Origin of the sequence: Thermoactinomyces mirandus, assembly GCF_013868055.1 — a bacterium.
Classification (GTDB): domain Bacteria; phylum Bacillota; class Bacilli; order Thermoactinomycetales; family Thermoactinomycetaceae; genus Thermoactinomyces; species Thermoactinomyces mirandus.
The window spans coordinates 42936-60044 of sequence record NZ_JACEOL010000014.1 but is presented as its reverse complement, the minus strand read 5'-3'; the positions used below and the strand labels follow the sequence as shown (position 1 = coordinate 60044).

Genomic DNA, 17109 nt, shown 5'->3' with positions numbered 1-17109 from the left:
CCTGTTCCAAAAGGGAACAGGGATATACTAATCCTGCTGATTTTTTAGATTGGCTTTATACTCTTCAAACTCATCCTGGTAAAGTTGTTTGTATTTTTCATAATAATAACTGACCCGGGTGACATAGTGACGGGTCTCGCCATACTTCTCCGGGATCTGCATCACATTTTGCCGGGTTCCATCCCATACTCCCTCTCTCAGCCACTTGTCGACACGACCATGTCCGGCGTTATATGCCGCCATCACGGCCACTTTATTGCCATGATACCGCTCTGTCAAATAGGCAATATACCAGCTTCCCATCTGGATATTCGTAACCGGATCATAGACATAATCCCTCAGAGATGGAGAAAACTTCCCATTTCGTATAATAAAATCAACAGTATCCGGCATGATTTGCATCAAGCCCTGTGCACCGACATGCGACTGCTGATTTGGCTGAAATTTGGTTTCGGCCCGGATGATCGCCATGATTAAAAACGGATCAGCCTTGGTCTGAATGGCACTGTTAAATATGTTTTCTTCATATTTCAACGGGTAGATCAACATGTTAAAAAGCGGGATCATCACAATTACAAACGCGATCAGCAAAATAAGGGCGATGATTATGGTCCGTTTGGGGGGCAATGCGTCAACCGCCGGTTTTACCCACTTTTTGAGATTAGATAGTTCCATAACTGATCAACCTGTCTTTCCGTATCTGACAAAGTCCCGCGATTGTCAATGATATAGTTGGCAAACTTCCTTTTTTCTTCAATATCCATCTGGGCTTCAATTCTGCCCAGTGCTTCCTTTTTTGAAAGTGCGTTGCGTTTCATCAGTCTTTCCAGCTGTATTTCCTTGGGTACATATACTAAAATAACGGCTTCAACCAATGGCGTCAAATTTTCCTCGATCAATAGGGGCACATCCCAAATGATCAGGCCCTGTTTCACTCGCTTTCTGATCTTATCTGTCTGAGACTGCATGGTTTGCATAATCAGAGGATGCAACAAGCGATTCAGCTTCTTCCGTTTCCACGGGTCCTGGAAAATGACGGCCCCCAGCCGTGCGCGGTCCAGCCTGCCTTCATCATCCAGCATCTCCGCGCCAAAATGGTCAACAATCCGTTTCAGCCCTTCCGATCCAGGCTCCACTGCCTCTCGCGCTGCCTGGTCTGCGTCAATGACATAAGCCCCTTTTTGCCGCAGCATCGCCGAAACAGTGCTTTTTCCCGTTGCGATACTTCCTGTCAACCCCAGTAGCATGTTCCTTCACCGCTTTCTAAATCAACCGGAGCATTCCCAGTACAATCAGAATCAAACCCGGCAGATAGTTGACAAAACGATTTTTTACATTTTTAGAATGGGAAAAGCCAAAATACATACCCAATCTTAAAAACATAGCACTCATCAATGCAATCGAAAGAGCCGTCGGCAACGAAGGAATTTCCATGAATGCGGCTCCAATTCCAGCCCCAAATGCATCCAGCGAAAGGGCCGTCCCCAGCAATACGGCCTCGGCGGATGAAATCGACCCCGAATTGTCGATATCTGCCACCACAGGTGTTTTCAGCACCTTTACAACCAGACCAAGCCTTTTGATCTGAAAAATCCACGTTATGGGCTCGAAAGTGAGTTCGCTTCGCCGGACAATTTGCTCCTCATCCCTTTCCCTTTGATTCTTTTCCCCCTGAATGATGAGCACACAGCCAAGGAACACAAACAGACCGGCTCCAAATGCCCGTGTCAGCATCGGTGAAAACAGAACAGACAAGCCGCCCCCCGCCATCATCCCTGTATAGATAACCACTCCGGAGCAACTGGCAATGATCAATATCGACAGCAGGGGAATCCGAATCTTTCTTATCCCGTAAATCGTGCCTGCCGCAAAACTGTCCAGGCTGACCGCAAAGGCTAACCAGAAGATTGACCAACCATGTGACATCACCGCTCCCCCCTCATTTGACAGGCATTTGTTACCTATCTTATGAAAGGGAGGTGACCAGGTGTTACCGTTGACAGCGCGGGCAGACATGCGTGCCCCGGCCAGCAACCACTAAACGTTCAATCGGAGTGCCGCAATTTGGACATGGTTCATTTTTTCGTCCATAAACCTGTATTTTCAGCTGAAACATCCCCATCTCCCCTTCTCCGTTGACATAGGACCGGACGGAAGAACCTCCCAGCTCAATTGCTTCCTGGAGAGTTTGCCTGATACTGTGGTACAGGCGTTCTGTTTCTTCTTCGGTAAGCGAATTGGCGGGCCGCTCAGGGTGAATTCCGGCCTTGAACAAAGACTCGTCCACATAAATATTGCCCAAACCCACCAAATATTCCTGATTTAACAGGAGCGCCTTAATATTCGTTTTCCGTTTTGAAAGGGATTCCCTGAACCAGGTCAGCTGGAATTGGTCCGACAAAGGCTCTGGCCCCAGTTTTTTTAATGGCAGATGTTTTTCTTCTTCTCCATAGGGAAACAGGTGCATTGTGCCAAATTGCCTCACATCCCGATAACGGAGTTCTGTCCCGTCAGTAAAATGAAAGATGACATGGGTGTGCTTTTCACAGGGTTCCCCCTGATGCGCCAAACGGTATTTCCCCTCCATCCTGAGATGGGAGACCAGTACCAGAGGAGGACAAACGATTTTCAAAAACTTGCCCCGCCGTCCGACCTCGGTAATTTTGGCGCCAATCAACTGCTGCCTGAATTCCCGGGGATCATCGGGAAGTCTCACAATGCGCGGCAGATGCACAGTTACATCCTGGATCTGCTTGCCGACAATCAGTTTCTGCAAGGTTTTTTTTACGGTTTCTACTTCAGGTAATTCTGGCAAGGTTTCTCCTCCTATTTTGCTTCGTACCAATTGCTGCCCACATTGACATCCACTTTTAACGGGACGGACAGTTCTACGGCATTTTCCATCGTATTTCGTACCAATTCTTTCATTTCCGGCAGTTCTTCTTCGGGCACTTCAAAGATCAGCTCATCGTGAACCTGCAGAAGCATCCGGCTTTTCATCCCTTTTTCGGCCATATGCTGATCCAGTTTCACCATGGCATGCTTGATAATGTCTGCCGCAGTCCCCTGAATAGGTGTATTCATTGCGGTACGCTCAGCAAAGCTTCTTTCTCCGTAATTTCTGGCGTTGATTTTTGGCAGATAGCGCCGCCTTCCCAGCATTGTTGTAACATAGCCGTCTTTTTTGGCCTGCCGGACAATTCTGTCCATGTATTCTTTTACACCCGGATAGGTGGCAAAATAACGGTCAATAAATGCCTTGGCTTCTTTTTGCGGAATATCCAGCCCCCGGGATAACCCATATCCGCTTATACCATATACGATGCCAAAGTTTACCGCCTTGGCTTGCCTCCGCATAAGCGGGGTAACCTCCTCCTCACAAACGCCAAATACATCCATGGCTGTATGGGAATGGATATCCTTGTCTTCCCTGAACGCTTTTTGCAGGCTTTTATCCCGGGAAAGATGGGCAAGCACCCTCAGTTCAATCTGCGAATAATCGGCTGACAGCATATACCAGCTTTCCTGGGAGGGAATGAATATCTGACGAATCCGTCGGCCTTCTTCCATCCGAATCGGGATGTTTTGCAAATTCGGCTCGGTCGAACTTAACCTCCCCGTTGCCGTAACGGTCTGCTGAAACTGGGTATGGATTTTTCCGTCAGAACCAATTTCTTTCCTTAGACCTTCTATATATGTAGAATACAATTTCCCAACCTGGCGATAATGTAAAATTTTCTCGACAATTTCATGCTGTGGCGCCAATTTTTCCAAGACGTCAGCGCTGGTAGAATATCCTGTTTTCGTTTTTTTAATGACAGGCAGTCCCAGTTTGTCAAACAGAATCTCCCCCAGCTGTTTTGGCGAATTGATATTGAACACAACACCAGCAATCTCATGGATTTCCTCTTCCAATTGATCCATGGAGGCTTTCAATTCCCTGCCCAGTTCATTGAGTCGGCTTTTGTCTACGGAAACCCCCCGTCTTTCCATTTTTGACAAAATGGATGAAAGCGGCAGTTCCAGGTTGTACATCAGTTGCTCAAGCCGGGCCTCCGCAAGCTGTTCCTGCAATACCGGCCCCAATTGATGAATATAATAAGCCTTGCGGGCAATATGTTTTGCCAGTTCTTCCCCTTCCAACTGCCGACGTTTCGCCCCTTTTCCATACACTTCGTCGTCTGACGGCAAGCCTCCGTCTCCCCTGCTGTTTACAATTCGGGACAGGGATGGATGCGAATCGGACGGGTCCAGCAGATAGGCGGCCAGAAGAACATCAAACGATAACCCTTCTACCTGGAGATTGGCTGATCCCAGTAAAACCGACTGGGCCGTTTTGGCATCATACACCGTTTTGGGCTGATCCGCCCGAGTCAACCAGTCACGAATCATGTTATTCTCCCTTACCAGTTCTGCTGGCAGAACCAGTTGCGTTTTTCCATCAGAAACTGCCAGGGCAATCAGTTTTCCCCTAACAGGATGGTCACTTGTCACTTCTGCGAAAAAGGACTTTTCTCCATCTGCAAAAAATCTGCTCCACGCGTCTAACTCTTCATCCGTTTCAATATACTGATATGGAATAGTTCTTTCGACCGAATGTTGTGCCAAATTGCTTTCACCGTCTTTGGCCAGACGGGAAAGCAAGGAGTTAAACTCCAGCCTTTCAAACAGCTGCACCACCTTCTTTCCATCCCGGCCTTTAAGTGCCAGATCATCCAGATTTAAAGAAAGCGGGACTTCTGTGTAAATGGTGGCCAGCTTTTTGCTTAACAGTGCCTGCTCCCGATGCTGTTTCACTTTTTCACGCAATTTTTTTCCAGGCAACTCTTCAGCATGCGCCACAACTTCTTCTACAGATGGAAAAAGATGCAACAGTTTGAGCGCAGTTTTTTCTCCCACTCCGGGAATCCCCGGGATATTGTCTGATGCATCTCCCATCAGCCCTTTCAGATCAATGATCTGTCGCGGCTTCAATCCGTATTTTTTCTCGATCGCCCGGGAATCGTACCGTTCCATTTCAGTTATCCCTTTTCTGGTTAACAGCAGATCGACATCCTCATTGACAAGCTGAAGCAGATCCTTGTCTCCGCTGACAATATGGACGGACACATCCTTGCACGCACATGTCCGCGCGAGCGTGCCAATAATATCATCCGCTTCATAGTCTTCCTTTTCAAAATAGGGAATGCCAAAGGCATCCAGTACCTGTTTGATCAGCGGAAACTGTTCGGAAAGCTCTGCTGGCGTTTTTTGCCGTGTTCCCTTGTATTCCTGAAAATCCTTGTGACGAAAGGTTGTTTTCCCGGCATCAAATGCGACCAGCATGTGTGTGGGCTGTTCATCCTCCAGGATTTTCAGCAGCATCATGGTAAAGCCATAAACGGAATTGGTATAAACTCCGCTTGCATTGGATAAAAGCGGCAACGCATAAAAAGCCCGATAGGCAATGCTGTTGCCATCAACCAAAATAAGTTTGTCCAACGATCTTCACACCTTTTCCCATCTCGTTTTCAACCATAAGCATATTGTAACACGTTCAAATTTGCGTCTTCCAGTAAATTGATAAAAATACACGAACAAACGATCTGTTTGCCGGCTTGACCGGGATATAGCATTACATTTTTCTTTTCCATACATTAATTTTCACAGGGAAAGGCGAGGGAACATGTACGGACGTTTACAGCGATCGGGCCTGTATGTACAAGGATCTGAACAGGTTGCTCCGGAATTTGTTAAAATCCGCATCCGGCGGGACCAAAGCCGCTGATTATTATTCCTGTGTTGCAGATCCTCCCGGGCACGGAAAAGTTTCCGGCATACTCTGGCAGATGAAAGAAACATTACCGGTCGTTTACATAACTGGATGCTTCTTTAACCGGGCACCGGATGCCTCCATTTCAGCCGGTTCAGCTTTCCGGTTTTGAAGACGCAAATGAAAAGACAATTGATGATTGCACCGGAAGTTTATGAAGTGTATCCAGGATCTGTATTTGTCAACTTGCGGTCCGGTGACCGGGGATGTCAAGCTTGAGAGGTCAATGAAGAGGAACAGGCCTTGCGTTCAGCTTTTAAATAAGATCAGGTTGTGTTTGACTATTGGCAAATTTTGCTGCGGAATCAGGAATTGAAATGCCCTGGCCGTTTCCGGAAGGGAGGAACCAGGGCTGGGATGATTCACATTCATGGATATGACAAGAGGCGATAGCCTTTAAACTACCGCCTGTCATGATGTTTTCCGGGCTGTGGCATTTCCGGAAGTTTTTCGTTAAGCGAACGGCTATCCTTTCATTGCTTCCAAAATGATCTCCCGGGCACGGCGGCCTTCTTCTTCGGTAGCCTGCCGGACTCCCTCCAGGGGATAAAAAAGTCCCATTTGCACCCATTTATAGACCCCCATGGTATGGTAAGGGTTGACCTCCACTTTTTCCACATTCCCAAGAGTTTGAAGAAAATGACCCAGCCTGCTCAGGTCTTCTTTCCGGTCGGTGACGCCGGGAACCAAAGTGTAACGGATCCAGACGGGAACCTTTCGTTCCGCAAGAAGCTTGGCAGTCTTTAATATTTTTTTGTTGGAACATCCGGTCAACTGGCGATGCCGTTCAGGATCAATCATTTTCAAGTCGAGCAAAACAAGATCTGTATAAGGGAGAATTTTTTTGATCCGCTCCGGATTATAACCGTTGGAATCCAGGGTGGTGTGTACTCCCAATTCCTTGGCCTGCCTGAACAGTTCACCCACAAAATCATTCTGCATGGTAGGTTCTCCGCCTGAAACGGTAAGCCCTCCATGAGACGCTTCGATATAGGGAAGATATCGACGGAGTTCATCCACCAACTCCTTGGCTGTCACTTCCCGACCTCCTTTTAAAGACCAAGTGTCCGGATTATGGCAATACTGACATCTCATTGGACACCCCTGCATGAAGACAACGAAGCGAATTCCGGGCCCATCCACTGTCCCAAAGGTTTCCAGCGAATGGATACGTCCTGTCACTGGTTTGTCCATAATATCCGTCACCTTCTTCCCACCGGTTTGATTGGTAAAACTTTTTCTGCCTGCATTTTTCCCGGAGACAAAAAACTTCTTGCTTCATCGATCAACCTGTCAAGGTATCAGATCTCCACAAGGAATTTTCGAATACAAAAACCACGTCCGCCTAATCGGTTGCCTCTCTATTTCTTAAACTGAAAGGGGGAGTAATTCTTTGTCAAAGATCAAGCAACCTGTATCTAAATCCGTTCATGGAAGGTTCTGCTGATGACATCTTCCTGTTGTTCTCTTGTCAGCTTGATGAAGTTGACCGCATAACCGGATACACGAATGGTCAATTGCGGATATTTTTCCGGATGTTCCATGGCGTCCAGCAAGGTTTCGCGGTTCAGGCAGTTGACATTCAGATGATGTCCACCTTGTACTGCATAGCCATCCAGCATGGAAACAAGATTGGAAACACGTTCTTCTTTTTCTTTCCCCAAGGCTTTGGGCACGATGGAGAAGGTGTTGGAGATTCCATCCTGGCAATCCTCGTACGGGATCTTGGCTACGGATGAAAGGGAAGCCAATGCACCGCTGTGGTCACGTCCGTGCATCGGGTTTGCACCCGGGGCAAATGGTTCTCCGGCTTTGCGTCCATCCGGGGTAGTTCCTGTCTTTTTCCCGTAAACAACGTTGGAAGTGATCGTCAAAATGGATTGGGTCGGAACAGAATTGCGATAGGTTTTATGTTTGCGCAATTTGTTCATAAATCTCTCAACCACTTCGACAGCAATAGAATCTACCCGGTCATCATTATTTCCGTATTGCGGGTAATCTCCTTCGATTTCGAAATCGACCGCTATGCCTTCTTCGTTGCAAACCGGTTTTACTTTGGCGTATTTGATGGCACTCAGGGAATCGGCCACGACAGACAATCCGGCGACACCGCATGCCATTGTCCGCAGGATTTCCTGATCATGCAATGCCATTTCAATCCGCTCATAGCAATATTTGTCATGCATATAGTGGATGACATTCAGTGTATTGATATAAAGTTTGGCCAGCCATTCCAGCATGTTGTCATAGCGTTCCCACACTTCGTCGAAGTCGAGGACTTCGCTGGTAACCGGACGGTAAGACGGTCCGACCTGAACACCGGATTTTTCATCTTTTCCACCGTTGATGGCATATAGAAGCGCTTTCGCCAGGTTGGCGCGTGCCCCGAAGAACTGCATTTGTTTACCGATGCGCATGACCGATACACAGCAGGCAATTCCATAGTCATCGCCGTAATTTACCCGCATGCGGTCATCACTTTCATATTGGATGGAGCTGGTATCGATGGATACCTGCGCACAGAATTTTTTAAAGGGCTCAGGCAGGCGGGGCGACCAGAGTACCGTCAGGTTTGGTTCCGGAGCCGGTCCCAGATTGTAAAGGGTGTTCAAGATCCGGAAAGAGTTTTTCGTTACCAGGGGTCTTCCATCCAGACCGATTCCTCCGATCGATTCTGTTACCCAGGTCGGGTCTCCGCTGAACAATTGGTCATATTCAGGAGTACGGAGGAATTTGACGAGACGCAGTTTCATGACGAAATGGTCCATCAGTTCCTGTGCTTCGACTTCGGTCAGTTTTCCTTCCCTGAGATCCCTTTCAATGTAGATATCCAGGAAGGTAGAGGTACGGCCAAGGCTCATTGCAGCACCATTTTGTTCCTTGATTGCAGCCAAATATCCGAAATACAGCCACTGGATCGCTTGCGCAGCGTTTTGGGCAGGGCCGGAAATATCATAGCCGTAAGAAGCTGCCATTTCTTTCAGCTCGCCGAGGGCCCGGATTTGTTCTGTCATTTCTTCCCGGTCACGGATTACTTCTGCTGTCATTGCATCCGTTTCCAAAATTGCCAAATCTTTTTTCTTCTCTTCGATCAACCGGTCAACACCATAAAGAGCAACACGGCGATAGTCTCCAATGATCCGCCCGCGCCCATAGGCATCCGGCAGTCCGGTAATAATTCCAGCTTTACGGGCAGCTCTCATTTCCGGAGTATATGCGTCAAATACACCCTGGTTGTGTGTTTTCCGGTATTTGGTAAAGATTTCTTCTACCTGCGGATCCAACTCATATCCATAGGCATCGCAGGAGTTTTTCACCATACGGATACCACCAAATGGCATGATCGCCCGTTTTAAAGGAGCATCCGTTTGCAAACCGACGATTTGTTCAAGATCCTTGTCAATATAGCCAGGTTTATGGCTGGTGATGGTGGAAACCGTACGGGTATCCACATCCAGAATACCGCCATTTTTGATCTCATCTTTAAAAAGCCCGCTTACTTTGTCCCACAATTTTTTCGTCCGTTCCGTCGGCCCTTCCAGGAAGGAATGGTCTCCGTAATAGGGTGTGTAGTTATTGACAATAAAATCACGGACATCAATAAGATTAACCCAGCGCGATTTCTTAAAACCTTTCCAAGCGCCCATGTTCAAACCTCCTCCGACAAATTCGGTCAACCTTTATCAATTTGCGCAAATGGTTTTTTGGTGAACCTGTGCAGAAAAGCACAGGCTCACCACCCGTTGCGATTGTTCCCCGTTTCATTGTGCAGATTGTTATTTGGTTTTTTTAGGTACACCCTCGTACGCCTTTCGATACAGAGCAGCCAGTTCCTTGACCAAAGGCATACGCGGATTGGCTGTGGTACATTGGTCTTCAAAGGCTTTGTCAGCCAGCCAATCCACCCTGGATTCGAAAACTTTCCGGTCTACTCCGCATTCGGCCAGGGACATGGGGACATTCAGGCTGTGTGCCAGTTGAGTAACCGCTTCAATCAGGCTTTTAACCCCTTCTTCCGTAGTCTTGGCCGGCAAACCGAGCATGCAGGCTATTTCCGCATAACGTTTGTCAGCGCGGAAATAGTTATATTTCGGGAACGAATTGAACTTGGTCGGTTTCTCCGCGTTATAGGCAATCACATGCGGCAACAGGATTGCGTTCGCACGGCCGTGGGCAATTCCAAATTCCGCTCCCAGCTTGTGGGCAAGGCTGTGGTTAATGCCCAAAAAGGCGTTTGAAAAGGCCATGCCGGCGATACAGGATGCGTTGTGCATTTTTTCCCGGGCAAAGGCGTCCTGTTCATGGTAGGATTTCGGCAAATATTCAAAGACAAGCTGAATAGCCCTCATTGCCAGTCCGTCTGTGTAATCATTGGCCATCACAGAGACGTAGGCCTCAATGGCATGGGTCAGCACATCCATTCCGGTATCGGCAACAACCTGTTTGGGCAGACTTTGAACGTAATCAGGATCGATAATTGCCACATCAGGCGTCAGTTCGTATTCGGCCAGCGGGTATTTGGTGTGACCCATTTGTTTGTCGGTAATAACCGAGAAAGAAGTAACCTCGGATCCCGTACCGGACGTGGTCGGAATGGCGACGAATTTTGCCTTGTTCCCTAATTTGGGAAATTTGACTACCCGTTTGCGGATATCCATGAACTTCTGTTTCAGCGCATTAAAGTCACTCTCCGGTTCCTCGTAATAGAGCCACATCACTTTTGCCGCATCCATTGCCGAACCGCCTCCCAGGGCGATGATGACATCGGGTTGGAAGGAATCCATCATTTTCTTGCCACGCATTACTGTCTCAACCGACGGATCCGGTTCAACATCGGAGAAAATTTCACTGTGAACGTAATCCGGTCGTTTGCGCAACCAGTACAATACTTTGTCCACATATCCCAGCTTGACCATCACGGGGTCAGTAACGATAAAGGCCCGACTGATACCCGGCATTTTTTCCAGGTATTTGGTAGAACCACTTTCGAAATAGATTTTTGGCGGAACCTTGAACCACTGCATGTTGACCTGGCGGTCTGCCACCCGTTTGGTATTGATCAGATTGACAGAAGATACATTGTCAGTGGTCGAGTTGTTTCCAAAAGACCCGCATCCCAGAGTCAGTGAGGGAATATTGGTGTTGTAAATATCCCCGATCGCTCCATGGGTAGATGGGGAATTGACCAGCAAACGCCCTGTTTTGATACGACCTGCAAATTTTTGTACAACCGCATCATCGTTGGAATGGATCACTGCACTGTGGCCCATGCCTCCAAAGTGAACCATTTCGTCAGCGCGTAAAATTCCTTCATCAACATCCTTCACCCGGTAACAGGCCAGCACAGGGCTCAGTTTCTCCTGGGAAAGCGGATATTTTTCCCCAACGCCCTCCAGTTCGGCAATCAGGATTTTGGTATCTTCAGGTACATTGATTCCGCCCATGGATGCAATCTTGTGAGCTGATTGACCAACAATGGCCGGGCGGATTTTTCCGGTCTTCGGATCGATAATGGCGGCTTCCAGTTTTTTGCGTTCTTCCGGTGAAAGGAAGTAACATTTGTTTTCGATCAGTAACTGCTTGACGGTTTCATATACTGGTTCCTCAATAATGACGGCTTGTTCCGAAGCACAGATCATTCCATTATCGAAGGTTTTGGAAAGGATCAAATCCGTCACCGCCTGCTGGATATTTGCTGTTTTTTCGATAAAGCAGGGCACATTTCCCGGCCCTACACCCAAGGCTGGTTTCCCTGTACTGTAAGCGGCCTTAACCATGCCGGAACCACCGGTTGCCAGCACCAGTGCCACATCAGGATGATTCATCAGCATGGTGGTCGCCTCAAGTGAAGGCTGATCAATCCACTGAATACAGTGTTCCGGAGCACCATTTCTTACCGCTGCCTCAAGCAACACTTCCGCAGCTTTGGCACTGCTTTTCTGTGCAGATGGATGAAAAGCGAAAATAATGGGATTACGGGTTTTGATCGCAATCAGGGATTTGAACATGGTGGTAGAGGTAGGATTGGTAACCGGTGTTACGCCGGCAATGGTTCCCACCGGCTCTGCCACAACGCGATATCCTTCATATTTGTTCTCTTCAATGATGCCGACGGTTTTTTCGTTTTTGATATTGTGGTAAATGTACTCTGTGGCGAACAGGTTTTTGACAATTTTATCCTCGTAAACCCCCCGCCCCGTTTCCTCATGTGCCAGTTTGGCCAACTCCATATGCTGATCAAGACCGGCCAAGGCCATTTGATGCACGATATGATCGATCTCTTCCTGCCCCATCCTGGCAAAAGCCTCCTGGGCCTTTTTGGCGTTGGAGCACAGACGATCCACCATCTCCCTGGCTTGATCAATCTTTTTTTCAGCAATGGGTTTTGTCGTCACTTTCCCCATGGTAAAAACCCCCTTTGGTAACCCTCTTGTCGTGATGCTGTTATACATTTTTTATATGAATTATTACAACAGCACCCTTCAAGCTTTTTCATGTGAATTATATCACAATATATCTCTGCTTTATATACTAAAAACAAAAAAACTCTGTTTTGTAAGCGTTTTACGGGTTAAATATTTGTGAACTATTTATCAAAGTTAGTTGTTTTTTCTAGCGACCAACAATCGTGTGTGCTCTGTTATATATATGTTGGTCAATTTTGATCCACCTGTATCAACTTTTGTTGTCAGGCTCCTTTTTATTGGCAACTATTTAACAGCCTCTGCGTCTATACGACTATATTCAATTACAAGCAAGGGGCTCACAGGTCCCTTTTCAGGTCAGCATCCTTCGCAGTTATTGGTCTGACCTCTTAAAGATCTGAGTTAAACTTGCTTGTCTTCGCTTAATCGCGATTTTGCATATTTAATCCATCAAGACAATCAGACAAAGCAAAAAGGCTCCCGGATCTGTCAGATCCGGGAGCCCTGCCGGAATAGTCGGTTGTCAGCCTTGAGAAAGACGCTTGTAAAATTCATACCTTTCCTTTGCGTCTTGCATGGTTTTTTCGAACAGTTCTTCTGCCTGCTCAGGGTACTGCTTCGCCAAAGAGGCATAGCGTACCTCGCCCATCAGGAAGTCCTTGAAAGCCGTGAAATCCGGTTCCCTGGAATCCATTTTAAAAGGATTTTTGCCTTCCTTTTTGAGATCCGGATTGTATCTGTAAAGACTCCAGTAACCCACTTTGACAGCATCGCTGATCTCTGCCTGGGCTCTGCTCATCCCGCCTTTCAGACCATGGTTGATACATGGAGAATAGGCTATGATCAAGGATGGTCCTTTGTAAGCCTCGGCTTCCCTGATCGCTTTCAAAGCCTGGTTCATGTTGGCTCCCATACCAATCTGGGCCACGTAAACATAACCGTAGGTCATGGCCATAGCACCGAGGTCTTTCTTCCTGGTACGCTTGCCGGAGGATGCAAACTTGGCAATGGCAGCAGCCGGTGTGGATTTGGATGCCTGACCGCCTGTATTTGAGTAAACCTCCGTATCAAAAACCAGCACGTTTACATCGGCATTGGATGCCAGTACGTGATCAAGACCACCGTAGCCGATATCATAAGCCCAGCCGTCACCCCCAAAGATCCAGACAGACTTTTTGATCAGGTGATCCTTCATGCCGTAAATCTGCCTGAGTACAGGATTGTCCTGTCCTTCCAGCAGAGGCAGCATCTTATCCGTGGCAGCTTTCGAAGCTTTCGCATCATCCCTGCCATCCAGCCACTGCTGGAACGCCTCTTTCAAAACTGGCGAAACGTCCATTGACAAGGCTTCCTTCATCAACTCAGCGATACGCTCCCTCTGCTGCTGGATTCCGAGATAGATTCCATAGCCGTACTCGGCATTATCTTCAAACAGCCCGCTGGTCCAGGCAGGCCCCTTGCCCTCGTTATTGGTGCAATAAGGCATGGATGGGGCGCTGGCACCCCAGATGGATGAACAACCAGTGGCATTGGCCACAATCATCCTCTCCCCGAACAACTGGGTAACCAGCTTGGCGTAGGAAGTTTCCGGGCATCCGCCGCAAGCGCCGGAAAACTCCAGCAGCGGTTGGGCAAACTGGCTGCCCTTGACACTAAACCTGTTGTGCCGGTTATCCTTTACGGAAACGGTCATCGCATAATCCCAGTTTTCGGATTGCGCCCTCTGGGTATCAATCGGCTTCATAACCAGGGCTTTTTCCCTGGAGGGGCAGGTTTCAACACAGACCCCGCATCCCATGCAGTCGTATGGACTTACCTGGATGCGGTAATGCAGGCCAGCAAGCTCCTTGCCAACAGCCGGCCTGGTTTCGAAAGATGCCGGGGCATTTTTTACTTCCTCTTCATTCAAAAGAAACGGCCTGATGGCTGCGTGAGAGCAAACGACAGAGCATTGGTTGCACTGGATGCAGTTCTCCAGGATCCACTCGGGAACAAATCCGGCCACACCACGCTTTTCGTACCTGGAAGTACCCACCGGGAAAGAACCGTCCTCCCTTCCTTTGAAGGTGCTTACCGGGAGCTTGTCTCCTTCCAGCCTGTTCATAACCTGCAGCACGCTCCTGATGAACTCCGGCGCTTGTTTGTCGGATACAGGTTCGTCAACTGCTTTTGCCCAGTCAGCCGGTACATCGATCCTGATCAGGGATTCAATCCCCTTGTCGACCGCAGTGTAGTTCAAGTTTACTACCCTGTCACCCTTGTGGCCGTAAGTCTCTTTAATAGTACGTTTCAACTCTTTTACAGCATCTTCCAGAGGAATTACATTGACCAGTTTAAAGAAAGCGGATTGCATGATCATGTTGGTCCGGTTGCCCAGTCCAATGTCTCTGGCAATATCCACAGCATTGATGATATAGAAATTGATGTCGTTTTCGGCGATATACCTCTTGACGGATGCCGGCAGTTTTTTATCCAGTTTCTCCGGCTTCCAGACGCAGTTGAGAAGGAAAGTACCGCCTTTCTTGAGACCGGTTAACATGTCCAGGGTATTGATATAAGACTGGTTGCTGCAGGAAACAAAGTCGGCACCCGTAATCAGGTAAGGCGATTTGATCGGTTTCTTGCCAAAACGCAGATGTGAAACGGTATAGCCGCCGGACTTCTTGGAATCGTAGGAGAAATAGGCCTGGACATACAGATCTGTGGTATCACCGATGATTTTGACCGACTGCTTGTTGGCCCCAACCGTGCCATCGGAACCCATGCCATAGAACTTGCACTGGATCGTTCCTTCTGGTGTTGTCTCAATATGTTCAGCCCGTGGCAAGGAGAGATGCGTGACGTCGTCAGTGATTCCGACGGTAAACCTCTTTTTCGGACGGGCCGACCTCAGGTTGTCAAAAACAGCGATGATGTCGGACGGCAGGAGTTCTTTTGAACCGAGGCCGTAACGACCGCCAATAATCAGTGGTCTCTCTTCCACATCATGAAAGAGGGTCTTCACATCCTCAAGCAATGGTTCGCCAAGGGAACCCGGCTCTTTTGTACGGTCCAGTACGGCAATCCTCTTTACAGTCCCGGGAAGGACTTTAAAGAAGTATTTGTTGGAGAAGGGCCTGTAGAGATGAACTTTAATAACCCCTACTTTTTCTCCCCTGGCAGTCAGGTAATCGACTGTCTCTTCGATGGTATCGCACGAAGATCCAATAGAAACAATGATATCTTCTGCATCTTCCGCGCCATAGTAATTGAAAGGCAAGTACTCCCTTCCGGTCAGACGGCTGATATACTGCATGTATTCGTATACAATGTCAGGTACCGCCTCATAATACACGTTGTTGGCTTCCCTGGCCTGAAAATAGATATCCGGGTTTTGGGCAGTACCCCTGATAATCGGATGTTCAGGATTCAGGCCTCTGCTTCTGAAAGACTTGACCGCCTCCCAGTCAACAAGTTCTGCCAAATCCTCATAGTCAAGGACTTCGATTTTCTGCTGCTCGTGAGATGTTCTGAATCCGTCAAAAAAATGCATAAAGGGCACTCTTGACTTAATGGACGCAAGATGGGCGATCGCGCCAAGGTCCATCACTTCCTGCACATTGCTGCTGGCCAGCATGGCAAAACCGGTCATGCGGCAGCTCATGACGTCGGAATGGTCTCCGAAAATGCTCAAGGCATGGGTAGACAGAGCACGGGCGGCCACATGGATCACGCCCGGCATAAGTTCGCCGGCGATTTTGTAAAGGTTGGGAATCATTAACATTAAACCCTGCGAAGCAGTATAGGTAGTCCCCAGTGCTCCTGACGCCAGGGTGCCGTGAAGAGCGGAGGCTGCTCCTGCCTCTGACTGCATTTCTACGACCTTTACAATTTGTCCGTAAATGTTTTTCTTGCCCTGGGCGGCCCATTCATCAACATATTCCGCCATTGGTGAAGATGGCGTGATCGGATAAATGCAGGCACAGTCGGTAAATGCATAAGACGCATATGCTGCTGCCTTTGTTCCGTCCATGGTCTTCATGTTTTTCTGCATTTCAAATACCTCCAGTAAGAGCTAAGGGTAATTCAGGATCCGTTCGTGGAAAGTTCAATGACATCTCCCTGTCGTTCTCTTGTCAACCCGATGAAGTTAACCGCATAACCGGTTACACGAAACGTCAATTGCAGGCATTTTCCGCATGATCTACGGCATCCGGAAATATCATAGCCGTACAGGGGGCGCCCCATTCTTTCAACCCGCCAAGGGCACGGATTGTGCTTTGTCATTTCTTCCCGGTCATGAGAAACTTCTTCGGTCATTGCATCCGTTTACAAAACGTCCATGCCTTTTTTTCTCTCTTCAATTAACCGATCATTCCTGGCCCTTTTGACACCGGAGCATAGACGACCCCACCATAACCATGGCATGATCAACAGCGGATTTGGCCGTCACATTCTCCATAATGAAAACCCCATAGATAAATCCACTTGACTTGAGCACTGTTATATAATATTTAATATTTGTTGTTATAACAGTAGCTTTCAAGCTACTCTATGAGAATTATAGCACAATATATTTTACAGTTTATATACAAATTGCGAAAACCTTATTTTATAAACGTTTTTTTGTTATTAGCATATTTATGGATTATTTATTACAATTAATTATAATTTTCTAGCAACCAAGATCTGTTATATATCTGTTAGTCATTTTTGATTTATCTGTACTAATCTTTTGTAATCACAAGCAACAGGAAGCGATTTTCCGGTCAGGGGATGGAGGCATTGCTTGCAGAGCGATCATGGATTTTTGCAGATGCAAGGCAGCATAAATAACCGGAGAAATGAAAAAGAAAACTTTTTGATGCATACCTCCAATTTTCTCCAAAAATG

Annotated in this window: 12 protein-coding genes; 1 reads left to right on the top strand and 11 read right to left on the bottom strand. The window is 47.7% G+C overall.

The window, feature by feature from the left end:
- Positions 1–27: 27 nt before the first annotated feature.
- The 5 genes from H2C83_RS04810 to polA form a co-directional block, all read right to left on the bottom strand.
- Entirely contained in the window at positions 28–675 is a 648-nt protein-coding gene (locus H2C83_RS04810; RefSeq protein ID WP_181738326.1) for a lytic transglycosylase domain-containing protein, read from the bottom strand.
- Positions 645–1247, bottom strand: a complete 603-nt coding sequence (gene coaE / locus H2C83_RS04805; RefSeq protein ID WP_181738324.1) for a dephospho-CoA kinase — start codon at positions 1245–1247, stop codon at positions 645–647. Before coaE ends, H2C83_RS04810 begins: the two co-directional genes overlap by 31 nt.
- Before the next feature lie 16 nt (positions 1248–1263).
- The gene (gene ytaF / locus H2C83_RS04800; RefSeq protein ID WP_181738322.1) at positions 1264–1926 is read right to left on the bottom strand and encodes a sporulation membrane protein YtaF; all 663 of its coding nucleotides are present in this window, start codon (positions 1924–1926) and stop codon (positions 1264–1266) included.
- A 64-nt stretch (positions 1927–1990) separates the two neighbouring features.
- Positions 1991–2815, bottom strand: a complete 825-nt coding sequence (gene mutM / locus H2C83_RS04795) for a DNA-formamidopyrimidine glycosylase (RefSeq protein ID WP_181738320.1) — start codon at positions 2813–2815, stop codon at positions 1991–1993.
- An 11-nt stretch (positions 2816–2826) separates the two neighbouring features.
- A complete protein-coding gene (polA, locus tag H2C83_RS04790) occupies positions 2827–5481 on the bottom strand; it encodes a DNA polymerase I (protein ID WP_181738318.1) in 2655 nt (884 codons plus the stop codon).
- Between the two features lie 215 nt (positions 5482–5696).
- Here polA and H2C83_RS04785 point away from each other — a divergent pair, with 215 nt between their 5' ends.
- Positions 5697–5924, top strand: a complete 228-nt coding sequence (locus H2C83_RS04785) for a hypothetical protein (protein ID WP_181738316.1) — start codon at positions 5697–5699, stop codon at positions 5922–5924.
- 353 nt (positions 5925–6277) lie between these two features.
- Here H2C83_RS04785 and pflA read toward each other — a convergent pair whose 3' ends face one another.
- From pflA to H2C83_RS18065, 6 genes are all read right to left on the bottom strand, one after another.
- Complete coding sequence (pflA, locus tag H2C83_RS04780) at positions 6278–6994, bottom strand: pyruvate formate-lyase-activating protein (protein WP_181738474.1); 717 nt, start codon at positions 6992–6994, stop codon at positions 6278–6280.
- A gap of 236 nt (positions 6995–7230) precedes the next feature.
- A complete protein-coding gene (pflB, locus tag H2C83_RS04775; RefSeq protein ID WP_181738314.1) occupies positions 7231–9459 on the bottom strand; it encodes a formate C-acetyltransferase in 2229 nt (742 codons plus the stop codon).
- A gap of 129 nt (positions 9460–9588) precedes the next feature.
- The gene (gene adhE / locus H2C83_RS04770) at positions 9589–12216 is read right to left on the bottom strand and encodes a bifunctional acetaldehyde-CoA/alcohol dehydrogenase (RefSeq protein WP_181738312.1); all 2628 of its coding nucleotides are present in this window, start codon (positions 12214–12216) and stop codon (positions 9589–9591) included.
- Between the two features lie 544 nt (positions 12217–12760).
- Complete coding sequence (gene nifJ / locus H2C83_RS04765) at positions 12761–16270, bottom strand: pyruvate:ferredoxin (flavodoxin) oxidoreductase (RefSeq protein ID WP_181738310.1); 3510 nt, start codon at positions 16268–16270, stop codon at positions 12761–12763.
- A gap of 32 nt (positions 16271–16302) precedes the next feature.
- Entirely contained in the window at positions 16303–16536 is a 234-nt protein-coding gene (locus H2C83_RS04760) for a hypothetical protein (protein ID WP_181738307.1), read from the bottom strand.
- Between the two features lie 421 nt (positions 16537–16957).
- Complete coding sequence (locus H2C83_RS18065; protein WP_281364092.1) at positions 16958–17086, bottom strand: hypothetical protein; 129 nt, start codon at positions 17084–17086, stop codon at positions 16958–16960.
- Positions 17087–17109: the final 23 nt, after the last annotated feature.